Raw genomic sequence first — 21,392 nt, 5'->3', positions numbered from 1 at the left:
GGTGACCGGTGATACGAGACCAAGAAGAGACGATGAAGCAGCAGGGTGCGCACCCAGAGGACGCCGAGAGCACCTCTGACGCTTCGTCGCGCCCCGGCTCCGGCACCGGCTCGGGCACCGGCCGCAAGGACACCACTTCGAAGGACACCGCTTCGCAGGACACCGACACGGGCAAGGACGACTTCCCGGACGAGTCGCACATCGACGAGGTCGAGGGCGACGAACCGCTGCTCCCCGCGCGCGTGCACCGTCCGTCGGATCTGATGCGCCTCCTGGTGGGCGTGCTGGGGATCGTGCTGCTGCTGGCGATCGCCGCGTTCGCCCACGGCACCACCTCGGGCCTCGAACAGGACATCAACAAGGGCACCGGACAGGCGCCCGATCTGCTCATCAAGATCGCCGGCCTGGCCTCCAGCATCGCGATCCTGCTGGTGCCGGTCGCGTTCGCGATCGAACGGCTGATCAAGCGCGACGGGCTGCGCATCGCCGACGGCGTCCTTGCGGCGGTCCTCGCGCACGGAGTGACGCTCGCCACAGACCTGTGGGTCGCCAAGGCCGCCCCCGGCTCCATCCAGGAGGCGCTCACCCAGCCCTCCCCCGGCGACATCCACGCCCTGACCGACCCGGTGCACGGCTATCTCGCGCCGGTCATCGCGTACATGACGGCCGTCGGCATGTCGCGGCGGCCGCGCTGGCGCGCGGTGCTGTGGACGGTGCTGCTCCTCGACGCGTTCTCCATGCTCGTCTCCGGCTACACGACACCGTTCTCGATCATCCTGACGGTGCTGATCGGCTGGACCGTGGCCTACGGGACGCTGTACGCGGTCGGCTCGCCCAACGTCCGCCCCACCGGACGGACGCTGATGGCGGGCCTGCGGCACGTCGGATTCCGCCCGGTGACCGCCTCCCGCGAGGAACTGCCGGAGACACCGGAGACCGGCGACCGCGGACGACGCTACTTCGTCACACTCGAGGACGGCCCGCCCCTGGACGTGACGGTCGTCGACCGGGAGCAGCAGGCACAGGGCTTCTTCTACCGCGTGTGGCGCAACCTGACGCTGCGCGGCTTCGCCACCCGCAGCAGCCTCCAGTCGCTGCGCCAGGCACTGGAGCAGGAGGCCCTGCTCGCCTACGCGGCGATCGCGGCCGGCGCGAACGCGCCCAAGCTGATCGCGACCTCCGAGCTCGGTCCCGACGCCGTGATGCTCGTCTACGAGCACACGGGCGGGCGCACCCTCGACACCCTCGCGGACGAGGAGATCACCGACGAACTGCTGCACGACACCTGGCACCAGGTACGCGCGCTGCAGTCCCGGCGCATCGCGCACCGCAGGCTGGTGGGCGACGCGATTCTGGTGGATCGTTCCGGCACGGTCATCCTCACCGACCTGCGCGTCGGCGAGATCGCGGCCGGCGATCTGCTGCTGCGCATGGACATCTCGCAGCTCCTGGTGACGCTCGGACTGCGGGTGGGCGCCGAGCGCGCGGTGGCGTCGGCGGTGGCCGTGCTCGGCCCGGACGACGTGGCCGACTGCCTGCCGATGCTGCAGCCCATCGCGCTCAGCCGCACCTCCCGCGCGACCCTGCGCAAACTGGCCCGGGAACGGGCCCAGCGCGAGCGCGAGGCGGTCCTGGAGGCATCCCGGCAGGCCAAACAGGCCCGCTTGGAAGAGACCCCGGAGGACACCGGGCCCGTACTCGAAAAGCCCGACAAGAAGGCCGTACGTGCTGAGCAGCGGGCCGAGAAGCGGGCCATCGACGAAGCCATCGACGAGGCGCGCGAGGAGGACCTGCTCACGCAGATCCGGCACCAGGTGTTGTTGATCAGGCCGCAGGCGCCGGTCGAGCCGGCCCGGCTCGAGCGGGTACGGCCGCGGACGCTGATCAGTTTCATCGCCGGTGCCATCGGCGCTTACTTCCTGCTGACGCAGCTCACCCACATCGAGTTCGGCCCTCTGGTCGCCAACGCCCAGTGGGGCTGGGTCCTCGCGGCCGTGCTGTTCTCGGCACTGAGCTACGTCGCGGCGGCCATGGCCCTCCTGGGGTTCGTGCCGGAGCGGGTGCCGTTCCTGCGGGCCGTGGCGGCGCAGGTCGCCGGGTCCTTCGTCAAGATCGTCGCGCCGGCCGCGGTGGGCGGTGTCGCCCTCAACACGCGCTTCCTGCAGCGCGCGGGGGTGCGCCCGGGGCTCGCGGTGGCGAGCGTCGGTGCCTCGCAGCTGTTCGGGCTCGGCTGCCACATCCTGATGCTGCTGTCGTTCGGCTATCTGACCGGCACCGAGAAGACGCCGTCCCTGTCGCCGTCCCGGACCGTCATCGCGGGTCTGCTGACGGTGGCCGTGCTCGTCCTCGTCGTCACCTCGGTGCCGTTCCTGCGGAAATTCGTCGCCACGCGCGTGCGGTCGCTTTTCGCCGGTGTCGTGCCGCGCATGCTGGACGTCCTGCAGCGGCCGCAGAAGCTCGTCACCGGCATCGGCGGCATGCTGCTGCTGACCGCCTGCTTCGTGATGTGCCTGGACGCCTCGATCCGCGCCTTCGGCCAGGCGGGGACCTCGCTCAGCATCGCCAGCGTCGCCGTGGTCTTCCTCGCCGGCAACGCACTCGGCTCCGCGGCCCCGACCCCGGGCGGCGTGGGCGCCGTGGAAGCGACCCTGACGGTCGGACTGATCGCCGTGGGCCTCCCCAAGGAGGTGGCGGCCCCCGCCGTGCTGCTGTTCCGGCTGCTGACGCTGTGGCTGCCGGTGCTGCCGGGCTGGCTGGCCTTCAACCAGCTGTCGCGCAAGGGTGCGCTTTAGTACGAAGACCGTAGCCGGTCTACCTCATACGGCCCGTGTTCCGAGCGCCCACGCGCGCGTGACGACAGGATGGGAGCATGCCGAACCCTTTCCGCCCGCGCGCGGCCGCCCTGACCGCCACCCTCCTGCTGCTGTCCTGCGTGCTGGGAGGCTGCAGCGACAGCTCCAAGGCCGCCGAGGACGGGGACCTGTCGGCCCAGAAACTGGACTGGAAGGACTGTCCGGCCCCGTCCGCGGCGGAAGGCGGCGGCAACGCCCCGTCGCCTCTGCCGAACGGCGGCCGGTGGCAGTGCGCCACCATGAAGGCGCCCCTCGACTGGGCGAAGCCCAAGGGCGACACGATCGGCATCGCCCTGATCCGGGCGAAGGCCAGCGGCGACAGCAGCAAGCGCATCGGCTCGCTCGTCTTCAACTTCGGCGGGCCCGGCGGCTCGGGCGTCACCACCCTGCCCGCCCTCGGCCAGGACTACGCGAAACTGCGCACCCGCTACGACCTGGTCAGCTTCGACCCGCGCGGCGTCGGCAGCAGCGCCCCCGTGAAATGCGAGGACAACCAGCAGCTCGACGCGTACTTCCAGCAGGACGGGACCCCCGACGACGCCGGCGAGCGCACCGCGTACCTGAACAACACCAAGAAGTTCAACGCGGCCTGCGAGAAGAACTCCAAGAAGGTGCTGCCGCATGTGCGCACCACCGACGCGGCCCGAGACATGGACCTCATGCGGCAGGTCGTGGGCGACGACAAGCTGTACTACTTCGGCATCTCGTACGGCACCGAACTCGGCGGTGTCTACGCCCACTTGTTCCCGAAGAAGGTGGGCCGCGCCGTCCTCGACGCGGTCGTCGACCCGACGCAGAACGCCGAGCAGAGCTCCCTCGGACAGGCCGAGGGCTTCCAGCTCGCGCTCGACAACTTCGCCGCGGACTGTACGTCGAAGGCCGGTGCCTGCCCCATCGGCGACACCCCGCAGGACGTGAAGGACCGTATCGCCAAGCTGCTGAAGGACCTCGACGCGAAGCCGATCCCCGGCATCCTCCCCCGCCGGCTGACCGAGACCGCCGCGACCAACGGCATCGCGCAGGCCCTGTACTCCAAGGACTACTGGCAGTACCTCATCGAGGGCCTGCAGCAGGCGTACGCCGGCGACGGCAAGGTCCTCATGGCGCTGTCCGACTCGCTGAACGGGCGCAACGAGAACGGCGAGTACAGCAACATCACCGCCGCCAACATCGCCGTCAACTGCGCCGACGAAAAGCCCCGTTACAGCACGGCCTACGTGGAGCAGAAGCTGCCCGAGTTCCGGGCCGCCTCGCCGCTGTTCGGCGACTTCCTGGCCTGGTCCATGCTCAGCTGCACCGACTGGCCCGTCGCGGGTGCCGCCGACCATCCGGACGTGAGCGCGCCGGGGGCCGCGCCGATCCTCGTCGTGGGCAACACCGGTGACCCCGCCACGCCGTACGAGGGTGCGAAGAAGATGGTGGACGCGCTGGGCAAGGGCGTCGGCGTGGAGCTGACGTACAAGGGGCAGGGGCACGGCTCCTACGACAGCAAGAACAAGTGCGTGCAGGCCGCCGTGAACGGCTATCTGCTGGACGGAAAGGTACCGGCGGCCGGAACCGTGTGTTCCTGAGAACTGACGCGGTTCGGGGCAAAGCAGCAGGTCAGAAGGTTATCCACAGGCTCCGGCAGGTCTGCCTTGATCCGCCTACGATGGCCTGACAGCCGTCTGCTGCTCGATGCGGACGGCCCGCGAGGGGGGACGCACATGGCGCGATTCGTACGGTGGACGGCTCTGGGGGCCGCCGCAGCGCTCCTGGTGGGGGGCTGCAGCAGTGGTTCGCCGTCCGACGACGGCAAGGGCGGCGGGAGGACGAGCGCGACCGCCTCGCCGTCGTCCGGCGCCTCCGGTACGACGGCCGCGCTGCCCTCCTCACTGACCGCGCAGAAGCTCGCCTGGGGCAGGTGCAAGGCCACCGACGACTCCCCGGCGCCGGGCAACGACTGGCAGTGCGCGACGCTCCAGGTGCCGCTGGACTGGTCGAAGCCGCGGGGCGAGACGATGGGGCTCGGGCTGATCCGCGCCGAGGCCCGCGGGGGCAAGCGCATCGGCTCGCTGCTGTTCAACTTCGGTGGCCCCGGCGCCCCGGGCGTCTCCTACCTGCCGTCCTTCGGCCCCACCTTCGCCAAACTGCGTGAACAGTACGACCTGGTGAGCTGGGACCCGCGCGGCGTCGGATCGAGCGGGGAAATCCGCTGCCGCAGCGACAGGGAGATCCAGGCCGCGGAGTCGGTGGACACCACACCCGACACCCCGGCCGAGGAGAAGGCGTACCTCAAGGACGCCGTCGACTTCGGCAAGGGCTGCGCGAAGGCCGCCGGGAAGCTGATGTCGCACGCGTCGACGACCGACACCGCCCGCGACATGGACCTGATGCGCCAGGTGCTGGGCGACTCGAAGATGCACTACTTCGGCATCTCGTACGGCACCGAACTCGGCGGTGTCTACGCCCACTTGTTCCCGAGGAGGGTGGCGCGGCTCGTCCTGGACGCCGTGGTCGACCCGGGCGCCGACATGGTGGGACACGCCGAGAACCAGGCCAGGGGCTTCCAGCGGGCACTGGACGACTACCTCAAGTCGACGGGACAGGACCCGGCGCAGGGATCACAGAAGATCGCGGCCCTGCTGAAGCGGATCGACAGCCGCCCGCTGCCGACGTCGAGCGGCCGCAAGCTCACCCAGACGCTCGCGCTGACCGGACTGACCTACCCCCTCTACTCCAGGCAGAGCTGGCCCAGTCTCACCAGCGCGCTGAACGCCGCCGAGAACGGCGACGGCTCGGAACTGCTGTCGCTGGCCGACGGCTACAACGGCCGCGACGCTTCGGGGCACTACGAGACGACGACCCACTCACAACGGGTCATATCGTGCCTGGACAGCAAGCTGCGCCCGACACCCGCCGAAACGAAGAAGCGGCTGGCGCAGTTCGAGAAGATCTCGCCCGTTTTCGGCGACTTCATGGGCTGGGACACCGCCGGCTGGTGCCACGACTGGCCGGTGGCCGGCCAGTGGGACACCCCGCCGGCCAGTGCGCCCGGGGCGCCCCCGATCCTCGTGGTGGGCAACACCGGCGACCCGGCGACGCCCTACGAGGGTGCCCGGAAGATGGCCGACGAACTGGGCAAGGGCGTCGGCGTGGAGCTCACCTGGAAGGGCGAGGGGCACGGCGCGTACGGGAACGGGAGCGACTGCGTCGACTCGACGGTCAACGCCTATCTCCTGAGCGGGACGGTGCCGAAGGACGGAAAGGTCTGCGCCTCGTAGCCCGAGCGGCGGCACTCGCGGCCCGGGCAGCGGAAAGGGGGCCCGGCACCTGCGGTGCCGAGCCCCTCCTGGGAAGGCGTGCGCCTAGTAGACCGGCTTGTGCGGCTCGATCTGGTTGACCCAGCCGATCACGCCGCCGCCGACGTGTACGGCGTCGGCGAAGCCCGCGGACTTCAGGACCGCGAGGACTTCCGCACTGCGGACACCCGTCTTGCAGTGCAGGACGATCTTCTTGTCCTGCGGAAGGGTCTCCAGGGCGGTGCCCATGAGGAACTCGTTCTTCGGGATCAGCTTCGCGCCGGGGATCGAGACGATCTCGTACTCGTTGATCTCACGCACGTCGATGATCTCGATGTTCTCGCCGTCGTCGATCCACTCCTTGAGCTGCTTCGGAGTGATCGTCGAGCCGGCGGCCGCTTCCTGGGCCTCCTCGGAGACGACGCCGCAGAAGGCCTCGTAGTCGATGAGCTCGGTGACGGTGGGGTTCTCGCCGCAGACCGCGCAGTTCGGGTCCTTGCGCACCTTGACCTGGCGGTACTGCATCTCCAGGGCGTCGTAGATCATCAGGCGGCCGACGAGGGGCTCACCGGTGCCGGTGAGGACCTTGATGGCCTCCGTGACCTGGATGGAGCCGATGGACGCGCACAGCACGCCCAGGACGCCGCCCTCGGCGCAGGAGGGGACCATGCCCGGCGGCGGGGGCTCCGGGTACAGGCAGCGGTAGCAGGGGCCGTGCTCGGACCAGAAGACGGAGGCCTGGCCGTCGAAGCGGTAGATCGAACCCCACACGTACGGCTTGCCCAGCAGCACGCACGCGTCGTTGACCAGGTAGCGGGTCGCGAAGTTGTCCGTGCCGTCGACGATCAGGTCGTACTGGCTGAAGATGTCCATCACGTTGTCGGCCTCGAGCCGCTCCTCGTGAAGGATCACGTTCACGTACGGGTTGATGCCGAGGACGGAGTCGCGCGCGGACTCGGCCTTGGAGCGGCCGATGTCGGCCTGGCTGTGGATGATCTGACGCTGCAGGTTCGACTCGTCGACCTCGTCGAACTCCACGATGCCGAGCGTGCCGACGCCCGCCGCGGCCAGGTACATCAGCGCCGGCGAGCCCAGGCCGCCGGCGCCCACACAGAGCACCTTGGCGTTCTTCAGCCGCTTCTGCCCGTCCATCCCGACGTCGGGGATGATCAGGTGGCGGGAGTACCTGCGGACCTCGTCTACGGTGAGCTCAGAGGCTGGCTCGACCAGGGGTGGCAGCGACACGGGGACTCCGTTGGTCGGTCAATCACTACAGTTGTTCTCCCCGTAACACTGCCACGGCCTTCTTCATTCCGAGACACCCGTTCCGATCCGCGAGACGATTTCGTCCCAGTAGCCGGGCATGGCCCCCCAGGGATCGGTGCGGCCACCTCGGTCGGTGCGGTCGGTGAAGTAGATGGTCGAGGCACCCTGCCAGCGGGCGATGCGCAGTGCTTCCTCCAGGTGGGGGCGCGGCACCCCGTGGACGAGGTGGCAGAAGCGCTCGGGCGGATGGTCCGCCGTCCACTCGGCCACCTGCGACCAGCGGTAGTCGCTCCAGGATCCGGAGAAGGTGACCAGCTGGTCGGCGCTCTCCAGGTAGCCGGGGTGCGGGTGGGTGCCGTGGCCGAGGACGATGTGGGCATCGCCACGGATCCCGCGGAGCGTGGTGACGGTGCGGCTGACCTCGGAAAGCGAGACGCGTTCGCTCGGGCAGCGGTCCAGCAGGAAGCCGTCGACCTGGTACCAGTCGATGTAGCGGTGCGCGTCGGAGATCACCCCGCCGAAGGTGCGGGCCCCGTAGGCGGTGTCGAGGTGGCCGAGGACCCGCACGCCCGCGTTGCGCAGGCGGCCGGCGGCCTCCAGGCAGTGCGGGTCGGGGCGGGAGCCGGGGCCGTCGGCCACATTGAGGACGACCCAGTGCAAGGGCGTTCCCGGGCGGGTGAGTTCGCCCCACTCGGTGGGTGCGAGGAGGGGGTGTGCGTAGCCGGGGATGCCGAAGCCGGTACGGACGTCGGTGCTCGCGGTGCCCGCTTTGGTACTGGTCAGATACGGCATGCCGCCTCCATCCAGATGTCGGCGAGGGACTCTTCGAGGTTGATGCGGGGCCGCCACCCGAGCCGGTCGCGTGCGGTGCGCACGTCGGCCTGCTGCCAGCTGCCGCAGCCGTCCGGGTACGGGTACGCGGCCGGAGCGGCGTGGTCGGATTCGCTGCGGGGGTGGCCGATGGTGGCCCGCAGCGGGCCGGGCGGGCCGTCGAGTTCGTGGAGCGCGCCGCCGTATCCGGCCACGCGGGCGAGCATGGCGGCGGCGTCGCGCAGCCGGACGGCGCGGCCCGAGCCGATGTTGATGACGCCCTGTGCGGCGGAGAGCGAGGCGGCGTGCACGGCGCGCGCCACGTCGCGTACGTCGATGAAGTCGCGCTGGACGCCGAGGCCGCCGAGCTTGAGTTCGCCGTCGCCGGACTGCATGGCGCGGCGCATGGCCTCGGCGAGCCGGCCGAGCGGCGAGCCGGCGGGAGTGCCGGGGCCGGCAGGTGAGAAGACCCGGAGGACGACGGCGTCCAGGCCGGAGCCCAGGACCAGTTCGGTGGCGGCGAGCTTGCTCACGCCGTACGGGCCGCCGGGGCGTGGGACGGCGTCCTCCGCCGTCGACGAACCCGGCTGGCTCGGGCCGTACTCGGCGCCGCAGCCGATCTGCACCAGGCGGGCGCCGCAGCCGCTGCGGCGCAGGGCCTCGCAGACGGTGGCGACGGCGACGGTGTTGTGGCGGGTGAGGTCGCGCGCGCCGCCCCGCGTGGCACCGGCGCAGTTGATGACGACGCCGGGGTGGACCGCGTCGAGGAAACGGGTGAGGGCTCCGGGGCTGCCGGACGCGAGGTCGAAGCGGACGTCGGCGTCGTCGCCGCGGCCGAGCGCGGTGAGCTGGACGGCCGGGTCGGCGAGCAGACGGTCGGCGACGAAGCGGCCGAGGTAGCCGTTGGCTCCGATCAGCAGGACTCTCATCGGGCGGCTCCCGGGGCCGAGGTGTCGGGTCGGGAGGTGATCATCTCGGGTTCTCCTTCGGAGGGGGTGGTGCGCTTGCCTCGGGCGGCGGGACCGGGCGCCTGCGACAGGGCGTGGGCCGACGTGCGTCGGCGTGCGTGCGGCTCGTGGGGGTACGCCGGGGACGGCTGCCGCGTCAGCACGGCCGGTCCGTGGGTGCATGGGCCGAGGCCCGGGTGAGGGTGCGGGTCGCGTGGAACAGCAGGGTCAGCGCGGCCGCACCGCAGACGAGGGCCTGGACGCTGCCGGGGCCCCAGTCGTCGACGAGGGTCTCCACGGGGGTGGCGAGGAAGCCGCACCCGGGGAGGCGGCCCGCGAAGGCGGTGGCCGTGGCGGTGGCCTCGGCCGCGGCCGTGGCGGTGAGGACGAGCGCGGGGGCGTGGGTGAAGCCGTGCGTGGTGAGGAGACGGGCGAGGAGCAGCAGGGCACCCAGGGTGACGGTCTGGGCGTAGGCCGCGGGCTCACCCAGAGCCGCGCCGCACACGGCGAGCAGGGCTGTCAGCGCGCACAGGAACAGGGCGAACGTGCCGATGAGGAGCGGTCGTACGGAGGCGGCGTACTCCTCCAGGGCACGGCTGGCGGCCAGCCTGCGGCGGGCGCGTACGGCGAAGAGATGGGCGCTCCAGGCCGCGGGGGCACAGGCCAGCATGAGGGCCAGGAAGGGGGCGGTGGCGAGGGGCCAGGGGCCGACGGCGGTACCGGTGGGCGGGCCGTCGGGGCCTCCGGCGAGGGCTGCACGCAGGACGCCGTCGCCGTCGCCGAGGAGGGCGTACGCGAGGAGCCAGTACGTGCACACACGGCTGCCGGGCGCGAGCGGGAGGGATCCCGCCGGTCTGCGGTCCGTCGCGCCCAGGGGGCCGCGGGTGAGCGCCGCGCGCACGGCGAGAGCGACAACGAGGAGTCCGACGGCTGCCGCGAGCACACGGGCCTGTCCGTGGGTGAGGTGCAGGGCGGCCACGGCCGCCACGCACAGTGCTCCGGGCAGGAGGGTGAGCAGGGCCCAGCCGACGCGTGCCCTGGGCACGTCGAGGGCTGCTGGGCGGGCGGGGGCGCCGTCGTCGCGGGGTGCGCGCGCGTACATCTCCTCCGCCAGGGAGAAGACGTCCCGGTGCCGGAAGCGTGCGGCGGTCCGGTCGGTGACGCCGTGCGCCTCCAGACCCGCAGCGATCTCCAAGGGGTCCACCGCCCGCTCGCACAACTCCCGGTGACGGTGCATCAGCGCCTTCACGGGGTCGGCGGCGGCGCGACGGGGAGCAGCGGGTTGGCGGGGGGCGGCCGGCGGGTCGGGTTCTGCTTGCGCCGGTGCCGGGGCTTCGGCGTCCGCACGCCTGAGTACCAGGGCTTCGGCCTCAGCACCCGTGGGCGCCAGGGCTCCGGCCTCTGCTCGCGCGCTTGCCAAGGCTCCGGCGTCAACGCCCCCACGGGCCAGGGCTTCGGTGTCGCCACGCGTGCGTGCCAAGGCTCCGGCATCGGCCCGCGCGCGTGTCAGGGTGTCATCGCCGCCGTGCGCACCGGGTGCCGTCTCTCGCCCGGGGCCGTCCGCGCCGGTGGGTTCCCCCGCGAGCCATTCATGCGACCGTTCGTCCCAGGCTCCGGGGCTGTCCGGGGTGCCAGGGCGGTCCAGTGCTCCCAAGTCGCTCATCGTGCCCCCTCGGTGGCCGGCATCGGGGGTGTGGGCCGCGGCGGCGTCGCGCGCACCGGGGTGCTCGTCGCCCAGCCGGGGCCGCCGCGGGCCACCACGCGCGCATCCGGGTGGGTCCAGCGGCCGGGAAGATGGGCCTCGGCGGGGACGGCGAACGGCAGGGGCTCTCCGGTGTCGTCGAGGACGACGCGGCGCACCGGGGTGCGCGAGACGATCTCCAGGTAAATGCCGTGAAATGCCGTGGTGTTCTGCTCGACGGTGAACAGTTCGAGCGCACGCGCGCGTGCTGCGGCGCCCAGGCGCTCCCGGCGCTCGGGGTCACGCAGCAGCGCCAGGCACGCCTCGGCGAGCGCCCGCGGGTTGCGCGGCGGTACGACGAGCCCCGTGCCCCCGATGACCTCCACCACCGCGCCGACGTCCGTGGAGACGGTCGCGCGGCCGCAGAACATCGCCTCGACGAGGCTGATCGGAAAGCCCTCGACGACGCTGGACAGCACGGTCACGGCGCCGGCGGCGTACGCGTCGGCGAGGCTCGGCAACTCCGGGCCGCCGATCTCCTCGAAGGACACGGGGTTGTCGCCGACGGCGTGCAGCCCTGCCGCCTCGTCGGGGAAGAGCTGCGCGGCCAGCGCCCGGCAGTGGCCGAGATAGGCCTCGCCGTCGGGGCCGTCCGGGGCACCGACGATCCGCAGCAGGGTCTTCGGCGCCTCCTTGCGGATCTCCGCGAAGGCGTGCAGCAGCGACACCAGGTCCTTGGCGGGTTCGACGCGGCCGACCCAGACCAGCGTGTCGGGGTCGGCGGACTCCGGCGCCTCTCCGACCTCGGCGAAGCGGGAGGCGTCCATGCCCGGGTAGACCGTGCGGAGCTTCGCGCGGTCGGCGCCGCACCGTTCCTGCCAGCGGCGGGCGTGCGCGTTGCCGGGCGTGACGATCGCGGCCCGGTCGTAGATCTCCGCGGCGAGCCTGCCGTGGAAGGCGGCGAGCAGGGACCGTACGGCGGGCGGCGCGTCCGTGGCGGCCAGGTAGTGGGTGCGCAGCCGCACGCCGTACTCGGTCAGCAGCAGGGGCACGCCGTGGAAGTGGCGGGCGAGCAGTCCGGGCAGGGCCGCGGGCCCGCCGGAGGTCGCGTGGCACAGGTCGGCCGAGCCGAGGCCGTCGTCCTCGTGCCAGTCGAGCGAGAGAGGGCGCAGGGCGCGTTCCAGGTGGGCGGCGACCGCGAGCAGATCCGGTACCCGCGCCTCACGCGCCGCTCCCAGGGCCCCCCGCGACCGACAGGCGCGCTCCAGGGTTCGCACGGCGGCCTCGGAGCGGAGCGCTCCCACCAGGCCGCGCTCGTCCCGGGCGAGTTCGGCGAGCCCGTACAGCGCGCTGCCGAAACGGTCCGCCTCAGCGGCCGGGGCCTCCCCCGAGGCGCCGGAGGGATCCCCGGCGGTCCCGGCGCACAGCACGGCCGCCAACTCCCCGTAGCACTCGGCGAACCGCCGCCGCGCCCGGCGCCCGTAGCGCGTCCCGTCGTCCTCGGCCGTCCACAGCGGCGCCGTCCGCACCCGGCCGACCTGCGGCGGGAGCGCGACCCAGCCCTCGCTCTCCTGGCGCTCGCTGCGGCTGAGCGCGTAGACGTCGAACTCGTGCTGCCCGAGCCCGCGCACGAGCCGGTCGCACCAGAGCCTGGCGTCGCCGCTCACATACGGATAGCCACCCTCCGTAAGCAGTCCGATGCGCACGAGCGCACCCCCGATCTCCCGTATGGGGAGCCGCCCTTGACCCGGCGGCTCGCAGCGGGAAGAAGGTATGCGGACAAGGCGGTGGCGCGACGGACGGTTGTCCATCGCGCCACCAAAAGGGGTGAACGGTCGTAACTTTCCCGTGCGGACCGCGTTCGATCGCGCTACGAGATCAAGCAGTCACGTTGTGTCAGGCCACGGCCGGCTCCCGCCTGGCGGCCCTGCGCCGGGCCGCGACCTGGGGGTCGAGTGCCGGTACGGCGCCGAGCAGCTGCTTGGTGTACGGGTCCTGGGGATGGTCGTACACCTCGTCGGCGGGCCCGGACTCGACGATCCGGCCGCGGCGCATCACCGCGACCCGGTCGCTGACCTGTCGTACGACGGCGAGGTCGTGGGCGACGAAGACGAGCGCGAGCCCGAGTTCGCGCTGCAGCTCGCCGAGCAGGGCCACCACCTGGGCCTGTGTGGTCACGTCCAGCGCGGAGACGGGCTCGTCGCAGACGATGACGCGCGGGTCGGCCGCGAGTGCCCGGGCGATGCCCACACGCTGGCGCTGACCGCCGCTGAACTCGTGCGGGTAGCGGTCGTAGTGCGCCCCTTCGAGCCCCACGCGCTCCAGGAGTTCCGTCACGCGCCGCCTGATGCCCTTCTCGTCCCGTTCTCCCCGCGCGCGTAGCGGATCGGCGATCGACTCGCCCACGCTGCGACGCGGGTTGAGGGAGGAGACGGGGTCCTGGAACACCATCTGGACGGCCCGATTCACACCCACGCGCGCGTGCCCCTCATGACGGACCTCACCCGCGGTCGGCTTCAGCAGCCCGACCAGCATCCGCCCGAGCGTCGTCTTTCCGCTGCCGCTCTCGCCGACGACGCCGAGGGTCTCGCCGCGGCGGAGGGTCAGCGACACGTCGTCCACGGCGGCGAACGCCCGCTTGCCGCGCCCGAATTCGCGGCGCAGCCCGGCCGCCTCCAGGACGACGTCCCCGGAAGCGCTCGAGGAGCCGGCTTCGCCGCCCCCCGGTGGGACAGCCTGGGCGCCCTCCGCCGAAGTCTCAGGCACGGCGGCCTCACCGCTGCCCGCCGAGGATCCCGGGACGACCCCGGGTGTCGTCCGCCGCGCGTCCACGCGCGGGACCGCTGCCAGGAGGTCCCGTGTGTAGGGCTCCGTCGGCGCGTCCAGTACGTCCGTGACCGGCCCGTGTTCGACCACGCGCCCGTGCCGCATGACGAGGACCTCGTCGACGCTCTCGGCGGCGACGCCCACGTCGTGCGTGACGAGCAGCAGCCCCATGCCCGTCTCCTCGCGCAGGGCGTGCAGCAGGTCGAGGATCTGGGCCTGGACGGTGACGTCGAGCGCGGTCGTCGGCTCGTCGGCGATCAGCAGCTCGGGCTCGCAGGCCAGTGCCATGGCGATGAGAGCGCGCTGGCGCATGCCACCGCTGAACTCGTGCGGCCGGGAACGGGACCGGCGTTGTGCGTCCGGAATTCCAACCCGGTCGAGCACTTCCACGGCACGCGCGCGTGCCGCCCGTCGTGACCCGCGCGTGTGCACGCGGTACACCTCGGCGATCTGGTCTCCGATCGCGTAGTACGGGTCGAGGGACGACAGGGGGTCCTGGAAGACCATCGCGGCCTTTGCGCCGCGCAGCCGCCGCAGCTCGTCGTCCGACGCCTGCTGTACGTCGGTGCCGGCGACCTCGACCGAGCCGCCGACCCGCGCGCCCGTGCCGCGGTGCAGCCCCAGCAGCGCGGAGGCGACGGTGGACTTCCCGGAGCCCGACTCGCCGACCAGGGCCAGGGCACCGCCCTGCTCCAGGCGGAAGGAGAGGCCGTCGACGGCCCGCAGGTCGCCGAACTCGACGGAGAGATCCGTGACTTGGACGAGACTCACGTCAGTACCACCCGTCGGTCGGCCACCGCGAACAGCACGTCCGCGACGGCGTTGGCGAGGACCACGAAGAAGCCGATCACCAGGACCATGCCGACGACGACCGGAAGGTCGACCACATTGACGGCGTGGACGAGTTCCTGGCCGATGCCGGGGAGGCCGAAGAGCGACTCTATGAGAACGGCGCCGCCCACCGCACTGCCGAAGTCGTTCGCGTTCAGGGCGATGATCGGCGCCAGTGCGCCCCGCAACGCGTGCCGACCGACGAGCGACCGCTCGCCGACGCCGTAGGCCCGGAAGGTCCGGATGTGGTCCTCGGCCAGCGTCTCCAGCATCGATGCCCGCGTCAGCCGGGCGAAGTAGGCGGCCTCGCTGAGGGCGAGGGTGAACCACGGCAGCAGGAGGCCCCAGGCCCACTGCTCAGGGTCGTCGGTGAAGGGGACGTACTCCGGAAAGGGCAGCAGCTCCAGTTGCCCGCAGATCACGATCATCAGCAGCAGGCCGATGACGAAGACCGGCGTGGAGATGCCCGCGAGGGTGAGGCCGGTCAGCGCGCGTTCGCTGAACCGGCCGCGCCGCCAGGCGGAGAGCACCCCGGTGCCGACACCCATCACGAGCCAGAGCACCATCGCGCCCACCACCAGGGACAGGCTGACCGGCAGCTTGGTCAGGATGATCTGGGTGACCTGCTGGTCGCTCTGGTACGACTGGCCGAGGCAGGGCGCCGAGCAGTGCTCGACGGAGGTGCCCGTCGAGTAGTCCTGGCCGACGAGGATGCCCTCCAGGAAGTGCCAGTAACGCAAGTACAGCGGGTCGTCGAGCTTGAGCTGCTGGGCGACCTGGTGCACCTGTTCCGGCGAGCAGCGCGGGCCGCAGGTGATCTGGGCGACGTTGCCGGGAGTGGCGTAGAAGACGACGTAGATGATCACCGAGATGACGAGCAGGGTGATCACGGCGCCCATGGCGCGGCGCACCGCGAAACCGGCGAAGCCGCTCATGACTGCACTTCCTTCGACTGCACTTCCCTCTCGGCCGCTGCCTTCGCCTCCCGTTTGCTGCCCGTTCCGACACGCAGGCGGGAGGCCGCGCGCGGATCGAGGGCGGTGCGTACACCGTCGCCGAGGACGGTGAGCGCGAGGACGGTCACGAACAGGGCGCCCGCGGGCAGCAGCAGGTACTGCGGGGCCGCCTGGTACCAGACGTTGGCCGAGGTGAGCATCTGCCCCCAGGACGGGGTGGGCGGCTTCACGCCGACGCCGAGGAAGGACAGGGCGGCCTCGATCGCGATGTTGGCCGGCACTATCAGCGCGGCATAGGTGATGACGGGCGCGGCCAGGCCGGGCAGCAGCTCCCGGCGGGCGATCCGCCAGGTGCTCCAGCCGCTGAGCCGGGCGGCCGCGACGTAGTCGAGTTCCTTGAGGGTGAGCGTCTGGGCGCGGGCGATCTTGGCGATCGTGCCCCAGGCGACGAAGCCGATGATGAGCGCGACCAGGACCGGCCTCGGGAAGCTGCTGGGCACGATGGCCAGCAACGCCAACGCCATGATCATCAGTGGCATGGCGACGATGATGTCGGTGGCCCGGCTCAACAGTTGATCAACCCATCGGCTGCCGAGCGCGGCCGTGACGCCCACGACGACACCGAGAAGAACCTGTACAGCGGTCGCCCCGAGCGCGACCCCCAGCGAGACCCGCGCCCCGTACACCAGCCGGGCGAACAGATCCCGTCCGGTCTGCGGCTCGACACCCAGCCAGTGGTCCCCGCTGATCCCTCCGAAGGACCCGATCGGCACGCCCCCGCGCGCGGAGTCGATGAGCGACGGGTGATAGGTGGTCGGGTCCTGCCCCTCGATGGCGGTGAGCAGCGGCGCGGCGAGCGCGACCAGGACCAGCAGCGCGACGACGGCCGCCGCGACGAGGGCGGCGCGCTGTGTACGCAGCCGCCGCCAGAACTGAACGGCCCCCGAGGCCCCCGAGGAGGACACCTCGGGGACCTGGGTGGCGACAAGTGCCTCGCTCACGGCGCTACTTCACCGCGACCTGCGAGATGTCCAGCACACCGGTCCAGTCGCTGATCACGACGTTCCTGATGTCCTTGCCGACCAGGCGCTTGTAGACCGGGTGGAACAGCGGCACGGTCAGCGCCTGCTCACCGATCTTCTTGTCCAGTGCACCCCACCTCTTGGCGGCAGCGTCAAGGTCGGTCAACTTGTTGATCGCGTCAATCTCGGCATTGACCGACTTGTCATTGAGCAGGCCCGTGTTGAAGTTCGCGCCGTCCTTGACGATCTGCCGGCCGTCGAAGATCGGGGCGAGGAAGGGACCTCCGGAGGGCCAGTCGGCACCCCAGTGGGCGAGGAAGAAACCGGGCTCGGTCTTCACGTTGTGGATCTTGTCGGAGTAGTCGTTGTCCTCCAGACCCTGCAGCTTGACCGTGATGCCGGCCTTCTTGAGCGCGTCCTGGATCGCGGTCGCGATCTCCGGGCTGGTCTCGAAGTTCTTGGCGTTGGAGTGGGTCAGCGTGATGGTGAGCCCGTTCTTGTAACCCGCCTGCGCCAGCAGTTCCTTGGCCTTGGCCGGGTTGCCGGTCTTGCCCGCCGGGAACAGGTCGTAGGGCTCGTAGCCGAAGGACTTCTGGTTCGGCAGGTAGGTGGTGGCGGCCTCGGCGAGTGCGGATCCACCCGCCGCATTGATCACGGACGACCGGTCGATGGCGTACGAGATCGCCTGCCGCACCTTGACGTTGTCGAACGGCTTGACGGTCGGGTTGAACGCTATGTAGTTCGTGTAGCCGAAGTGGCCCGTACCGACGCGAGAGGCAAGTTCCTTGTCGCCGGTCACCTTGGCGAGCTCGGCCGGACCGAGGTTGGTGTCCACCGTGACGGAGGTCGCGTCCGCACCCTGGGACGCCGACAGCCGCTGGTTGATCACGGACGAGTCCAGCCCCGACTTCACGTCGACCTTGTCCGGGTAGGCCTTGCGCTCGGCGTCCGTCGCGGTCGACCAGTACTTGTTGCGGTCGAGGACGATGTGCTCGCCGTTGTTCTCGTTCGTCACGACCTTGTACGGGCCGGACGAGACCGGGTGCTCCGCGTACTTCGTACCCGTGTCCTTGCTCTTCGGGACGGGCGTGAACTGCGTCTGCGTGGCCAGGTACGGGAACTCGCCCTCGGGCTTGTTCAGGTGGAAGACGATGGTCTGCGCGTCCGGCGTCTCGATCGCCGACAGGCCCTTCTTGTCCTTGTACGGCCCCTGGTAGTCGGCCGCGCCGACCAGCCAGTCCCTCAAGTAGGGGGCGCCGCCGGACAGTTCGGGCGCGAAGGAGCGCTCGATGCCGTACTTGATGTCGGCGGACGTGATCGCGGTGCCGTCCTCGTACTTGAGGCCCTTCTTCAGGGTGTACGTCCACACGGTCGCGTCCTTGTTGGGGCGCCCGGTGTCGGTGGCGAGGTCCGGGACGACCTTGGCGCCGGCCGCGCCGCTCTCGCGGTTGCGGGTGGTGAGCGTACGGAAGACCAGGGACGGGACGTTGCCGCCGCCGGAGGTGTACAGGCGGGCCGGGTCGAAGTTCTCCGTCGACCCCGTAGTGGCGTCCAGCACCGTCAGGGTGCCGCCCTTGTGCGGCGTGGAGTCGCCACCGGAGCCCTTGGCATCGTTGTCCTTCGGCCCGCAGGCGGCGGCGCCCAGGGCCAGAACCAGGCCTACGGATGTCGCCGCCACGCGGGCTCTGTTTACGGACGGTTGACGCATCGGAATGACGACCTCTCGGAGTGGTTCGGGCCCGGCGGATCCGGGAGAAGCCCGAATGGTGAGACGGATGGACGAGGAGTGAGACGAAAGTGAACAGACCTCTGCCCGGGCGTCAGGTCGTCGAAAACCGTGACCGGGTCACGGAAGGGAAAAGATCGCGACGCGAACGCCTGGGGGCGAGCGTCAGCGACAGTGGATGTCGGCCACGCAGAGCGCGGTCACGCCGATGAGCGCCAGCTCGATGGCGGCGCGGTCGAAGGCGTGGGGGGTCGACATGCCCAGAAATATGAATGAACTTTCTGGGCATGTCAATGTGACGCCTGTGGCGCCTGTCAACTTCCGGGATACGGCCAGGGGTTGGGCAGACAGTGGATCCCGTTGTGGTCGAGGAACTTGGTCTGCTGCTGCATGACCGGCGCGAGCTGGCCGTTCTTGCTGCAGGTGACGTGGCTGTAGCCGAGCCGGTGACCCACCTCGTGGTTGATCAGCATCTGCCGGTAGGCGTGAATTTGATCACCGTAGGTCTTCGAACCCTGTGCCCATCTGTATGCATTGATCATCACGCGCTCGGTGGCGGCCGAGTCGCACGAGACGTTGTCCTCGGTGGTGTCGAGCCCGGACTTCGCGCACCATTGCGCGGTCGTCCCGGGGCTGGCGAGTGTGATCACGAAGTCGGGCTTGCCGGTGTAGACGCGCTCGAAGGTGCGGGCACCGTTGTGGGCCCAGCTCCGGTCGTCGTTGAGCGTCTTCTGCACGGCCTGGGCGAAGAGTGCGCCGTCGAGCCCGAGCCCCTGCTCCACGTCCACGCGGTAGGTGTACTTCTGTCCCGTGCCCGGCGCCTTGTCGAACCCCGGAACCGCATCGAACTTCCCCGACCCCTTGAGCGTGGCGCTGAGCGGGTACTTCTCCCCCATCGCCTGCGCGTACGTCAGCGTCGCCACGCTGGGCGACGAGGACGGCGACGGCCCCGAGTCCCGGGCGTCCCGCGCCTGGTCGGTGGCCGACTGCGTCCCTGCGCCGGTGTCCTCGCGGCCGTGCGTGACCTGGCCGGCGACGACGACGGCCAGCACGGTGGTGACGGCGGCGGCCGCGATACCCGTGAACGTCCGCCCCTTGCTGCCCCTGGTCTGCGCGGGCACGCCGGTCGGCGGTGCGTCGTCGTCGGTCTCCGAGGGCACGCCGACACCGGTGCCGGGGTCCCAGTCGGTGACGGACGCGTACGGGTCCGAGGCGTGCGCCGAGAGATCGGTGCGGGGCGCGAAGACGTCGTCGTCCTCGTCGAAGGCGTCGAGGTAGTCCTGCCGCGGCCGGGCGGGCGGCTGTTGCCGCTGCCGCGGTATGGCGGCACCGGGACCGCCACCGCTGCCCGGCCCCCTCAACTCACCCCATCCGCCACCGGCTTCACGCTGCTCGGGGTGACCACCGCGGACCTGGGGGGTGCCGTGCGCGGGCGTGCCGTCCGGGAACCTGGGCATCCCATGGGCAGGCGTGGCGTCCGGGAACCGCGGCACCCCGCGCGCGGGCGTACCGTCCCCCGTCCTCGGCGTCCCGTACATCGGAGCCCGCTGCTGCCCGGCCGGCGGCCCGGGCACCCGGCGGCCCTCCGCACCGCCCTGCTGCGCCCCCGGAACGGACCCGGGCCCGGCGGCCGGCCGGCCGCCCTGCCCCACACTGGCGTCACCCTTCGCGGCGGCGGCGCCCCCGCGGCGGCTGTGGCGTCCCACGTCGGCCCTCAGCTCCCCGCGCTCTCGGCGGCGGCCTCGCCGTCGTCGACGACCGGACCACCTCCGTCGGGGGACGCCGCGGCAGCGACGGAAGCCGGTGCGCCCGACGGGACTCCGGCGGCCGGCTCTCCCGCCTCACCGAGGAGTTCGCAGAAGGCACGGGCCACCGTGTCGGGGTACTCCATCATCGCCACGTGCCCCGCGTTCGGCAGGGTGAGCAGACGGGAGTCACGGAAAGCCCGGGCCGCCCGCTGGGCCATGCGGAAGCCGACGAGCTGGTCCCGGCCGCCGTAGACGAGCAGGGTCGGGGCGAGGACACGCTCGGCCTGGCGCCACAGGCCGTGCTGGCCGCCCAGCGTGTAGGCGTTCACCACCCCGCGCGCGGAGCGCGTCAAAGCGTCCCAGAAGTACGGAAGTTGGAGGCGCCGCTCCATCTCCTCGACCGCATTGCGGAAACCTTCCGGCGTCACCCGCCCGGGGTCGCCGTAGCAGAGCGCCGTGACCCCGCGGACCCGCTCCTCCGCCGACCACTCCTTGGTGAACCGGGTGAAGAGTGTGGTGACACCGGGGAGCGCCAGCAGCGCCGTGGGGACCGCGGTCCGCTGGACGCGGATCTCCGGGAGCGCCGGCGACACCAGCGTGAGCGTGCGCACGAGGTCGGGCCGCAGCGCCGCGACACGGGTACTCACGGCGCCGCCGAGCGAGTTGCCGAAGAGGTGCACGGGCCCGCGTCCGGCCGCGTCGAGAAAACGGATGACCGCGCGCGCGTGCCCGGTCACCGAGTAGTCGCCGTCGTCCGGCGGCGGCGAGTCGCCGAAGCCCGGCAGGTCGATCGCCTCACCGTCGACGACGCCCTCCAGTTGCTGCATCAGCGCCGACCAGTTCTGCGAGGAGCCGCCGAGGCCGTGGACGTACAGCGCGGGCGGCAGTCCCTCACGGGCCGGCGGTCTCGACCGCACCGACAGCGTGATCCCGGGCAGCCCGACCGACCTGAGCCGCTCACCGTCCGCGACCCTGACGGGCGCCACCTTCGGGAGCGCAGTGGTCGCCGGCACGGAGGGCAGCTCGGTCGAAGACATGCGGCAATGTTACGAGACGATCACGCAGTGGCTCATGTGTTCGCCGTCACAGATCGCACGCACAACACATAGCGTCCGGATCGGGTGTCTCCTAGGCTCGTACAAAGGGCACCCGCTGTGGTCCCTGCTTCTTCCAGGGACAGTCGTAGGAAGGGAGCCCATCATGGCCGTAGACCCCACCGATCCCGAGACGTTCGAGGACGAGGACACGCAGGAAGCCCAGGAGATCGACGTCGAGGCCCCCGAGGGCGACGCCGCGGAACAGTACGCCCAGCTGGCGCCCGACCGTGACGACCCTCTCGAGGATGTCGACCCGGCCCGCGCGAACGAGGCCGATCTCGTCGAACAGCGCCGCGTCGTCTCCATCGACGAGGACGACTACCGCTGACAAGCGCTTGCGGGGCGGCGG

Annotated in this window: 16 protein-coding genes; 4 read left to right on the top strand and 12 right to left on the bottom strand. The window is 71.2% G+C overall.

Annotation, left to right across the window (positions count from 1 at the left end):
* The first annotated feature begins 32 nt into the window (after positions 1 to 32).
* The 3 genes from ACFY1U_RS09040 to ACFY1U_RS09030 all read left to right on the top strand — a co-directional run bounded on the left by ACFY1U_RS09040 (position 33) and on the right by ACFY1U_RS09030 (position 6,115).
* Entirely contained in the window at positions 33 to 2,792 is a 2,760-nt protein-coding gene (locus ACFY1U_RS09040) for a lysylphosphatidylglycerol synthase domain-containing protein (protein ID WP_390693432.1), read from the top strand.
* A gap of 77 nt (positions 2,793 to 2,869) precedes the next feature.
* A complete protein-coding gene (locus ACFY1U_RS09035; protein WP_390693431.1) occupies positions 2,870 to 4,423 on the top strand; it encodes an alpha/beta hydrolase in 1,554 nt (517 codons plus the stop codon).
* A 135-nt stretch (positions 4,424 to 4,558) separates the two neighbouring features.
* Entirely contained in the window at positions 4,559 to 6,115 is a 1,557-nt protein-coding gene (locus ACFY1U_RS09030) for an alpha/beta hydrolase (protein ID WP_390693430.1), read from the top strand.
* A gap of 84 nt (positions 6,116 to 6,199) precedes the next feature.
* On the opposite strand, the gene moeZ is transcribed toward ACFY1U_RS09030, so the two are convergent.
* The 12 genes from moeZ to ACFY1U_RS08970 all read right to left on the bottom strand — a co-directional run bounded on the left by moeZ (position 6,200) and on the right by ACFY1U_RS08970 (position 20,983).
* Complete coding sequence (gene moeZ / locus ACFY1U_RS09025; protein ID WP_390693429.1) at positions 6,200 to 7,378, bottom strand: adenylyltransferase/sulfurtransferase MoeZ; 1,179 nt, start codon at positions 7,376 to 7,378, stop codon at positions 6,200 to 6,202.
* 63 nt (positions 7,379 to 7,441) lie between these two features.
* The gene (locus tag ACFY1U_RS09020) at positions 7,442 to 8,191 is read right to left on the bottom strand and encodes a spherulation-specific family 4 protein (protein WP_390693428.1); all 750 of its coding nucleotides are present in this window, start codon (positions 8,189 to 8,191) and stop codon (positions 7,442 to 7,444) included.
* A complete protein-coding gene (locus tag ACFY1U_RS09015; protein WP_390693427.1) occupies positions 8,179 to 9,138 on the bottom strand; it encodes an NAD-dependent epimerase/dehydratase family protein in 960 nt (319 codons plus the stop codon). Before ACFY1U_RS09015 ends, ACFY1U_RS09020 begins: the two co-directional genes overlap by 13 nt.
* A gap of 175 nt (positions 9,139 to 9,313) precedes the next feature.
* On the bottom strand, positions 9,314 to 10,819 hold the full coding sequence (locus tag ACFY1U_RS09010; RefSeq protein ID WP_390693426.1) for a hypothetical protein: 1,506 nt from the start codon (positions 10,817 to 10,819) through the stop codon (positions 9,314 to 9,316).
* Positions 10,816 to 12,543, bottom strand: coding sequence for a DUF3492 domain-containing protein (locus ACFY1U_RS09005; RefSeq protein ID WP_390693425.1), 1,728 nt, complete (start codon positions 12,541 to 12,543; stop codon positions 10,816 to 10,818). Before ACFY1U_RS09005 ends, ACFY1U_RS09010 begins: the two co-directional genes overlap by 4 nt.
* A gap of 190 nt (positions 12,544 to 12,733) precedes the next feature.
* On the bottom strand, positions 12,734 to 14,434 hold the full coding sequence (locus ACFY1U_RS09000) for a dipeptide ABC transporter ATP-binding protein (RefSeq protein ID WP_390693424.1): 1,701 nt from the start codon (positions 14,432 to 14,434) through the stop codon (positions 12,734 to 12,736).
* On the bottom strand, positions 14,431 to 15,429 hold the full coding sequence (locus tag ACFY1U_RS08995) for an ABC transporter permease (RefSeq protein WP_390693423.1): 999 nt from the start codon (positions 15,427 to 15,429) through the stop codon (positions 14,431 to 14,433). The genes ACFY1U_RS09000 and ACFY1U_RS08995 overlap by 4 nt, the downstream gene beginning before the upstream one ends.
* Entirely contained in the window at positions 15,426 to 16,451 is a 1,026-nt protein-coding gene (locus tag ACFY1U_RS08990) for an ABC transporter permease (RefSeq protein ID WP_390693422.1), read from the bottom strand. Before ACFY1U_RS08990 ends, ACFY1U_RS08995 begins: the two co-directional genes overlap by 4 nt.
* Before the next feature lie 4 nt (positions 16,452 to 16,455).
* Positions 16,456 to 18,180: an ABC transporter substrate-binding protein gene (locus tag ACFY1U_RS08985; RefSeq protein ID WP_390693421.1), complete on the bottom strand. Its 1,725-nt coding sequence runs from the start codon at positions 18,178 to 18,180 to the stop codon at positions 16,456 to 16,458.
* A gap of 183 nt (positions 18,181 to 18,363) precedes the next feature.
* Positions 18,364 to 18,456 (bottom strand): Ms4533A family Cys-rich leader peptide, encoded by a 93-nt coding sequence (locus tag ACFY1U_RS08980; RefSeq protein WP_365840979.1) that lies wholly within the window; start codon positions 18,454 to 18,456, stop codon positions 18,364 to 18,366.
* A 56-nt stretch (positions 18,457 to 18,512) separates the two neighbouring features.
* Positions 18,513 to 19,904 carry a DUF3152 domain-containing protein gene (locus tag ACFY1U_RS08975; RefSeq protein WP_390693420.1) on the bottom strand — a complete coding sequence of 464 codons (1,392 nt, stop codon included), beginning with the start codon at positions 19,902 to 19,904 and terminating at the stop codon, positions 18,513 to 18,515.
* 8 nt (positions 19,905 to 19,912) lie between these two features.
* Positions 19,913 to 20,983: an alpha/beta fold hydrolase gene (locus ACFY1U_RS08970; RefSeq protein ID WP_390693419.1), complete on the bottom strand. Its 1,071-nt coding sequence runs from the start codon at positions 20,981 to 20,983 to the stop codon at positions 19,913 to 19,915.
* A gap of 163 nt (positions 20,984 to 21,146) precedes the next feature.
* On the opposite strand from ACFY1U_RS08970, the gene ACFY1U_RS08965 reads away from it, so the two are divergent.
* The gene (locus ACFY1U_RS08965) at positions 21,147 to 21,371 is read left to right on the top strand and encodes a hypothetical protein (RefSeq protein ID WP_390693418.1); all 225 of its coding nucleotides are present in this window, start codon (positions 21,147 to 21,149) and stop codon (positions 21,369 to 21,371) included.
* The last annotated feature ends 21 nt before the right edge of the window (positions 21,372 to 21,392 follow it).

The organism is Streptomyces sp. NPDC001351 (genome assembly GCF_042896045.1).
In the GTDB taxonomy this organism is placed as follows: Bacteria; Actinomycetota; Actinomycetes; order Streptomycetales; family Streptomycetaceae; genus Streptomyces.
The sequence above is the reverse complement of the archived record's forward strand: the minus strand, read 5'-3'. Positions and strand labels throughout refer to the sequence as shown.

Excerpts from the sequence above, each read along its gene's own strand:
- ACFY1U_RS09040 (WP_390693432.1), top strand. The coding sequence starts at position 33 with ATGAAGCAGCAGGGTGCGCACCCAGAGGACGCCGAGAGCACCTCTGAC.
- ACFY1U_RS09035 (WP_390693431.1), top strand. The coding sequence starts at position 2,870 with ATGCCGAACCCTTTCCGCCCGCGCGCGGCCGCCCTGACCGCCACCCTC.
- ACFY1U_RS09030 (WP_390693430.1), top strand. The coding sequence starts at position 4,559 with ATGGCGCGATTCGTACGGTGGACGGCTCTGGGGGCCGCCGCAGCGCTC.
- ACFY1U_RS09020 (WP_390693428.1), bottom strand. The coding sequence starts at position 8,191 with ATGCCGTATCTGACCAGTACCAAAGCGGGCACCGCGAGCACCGACGTC.
- ACFY1U_RS09015 (WP_390693427.1), bottom strand. The coding sequence starts at position 9,138 with ATGAGAGTCCTGCTGATCGGAGCCAACGGCTACCTCGGCCGCTTCGTC.
- ACFY1U_RS09010 (WP_390693426.1), bottom strand. The coding sequence starts at position 10,819 with ATGAGCGACTTGGGAGCACTGGACCGCCCTGGCACCCCGGACAGCCCC.
- ACFY1U_RS08995 (WP_390693423.1), bottom strand. The coding sequence starts at position 15,429 with ATGAGCGGCTTCGCCGGTTTCGCGGTGCGCCGCGCCATGGGCGCCGTG.
- ACFY1U_RS08985 (WP_390693421.1), bottom strand. The coding sequence starts at position 18,180 with ATGCGTCAACCGTCCGTAAACAGAGCCCGCGTGGCGGCGACATCCGTA.
- ACFY1U_RS08980 (WP_365840979.1), bottom strand. The coding sequence starts at position 18,456 with ATGTCGACCCCCCACGCCTTCGACCGCGCCGCCATCGAGCTGGCGCTC.
- ACFY1U_RS08970 (WP_390693419.1), bottom strand. The coding sequence starts at position 20,983 with ATGTCTTCGACCGAGCTGCCCTCCGTGCCGGCGACCACTGCGCTCCCG.
- ACFY1U_RS08965 (WP_390693418.1), top strand. The coding sequence starts at position 21,147 with ATGGCCGTAGACCCCACCGATCCCGAGACGTTCGAGGACGAGGACACG.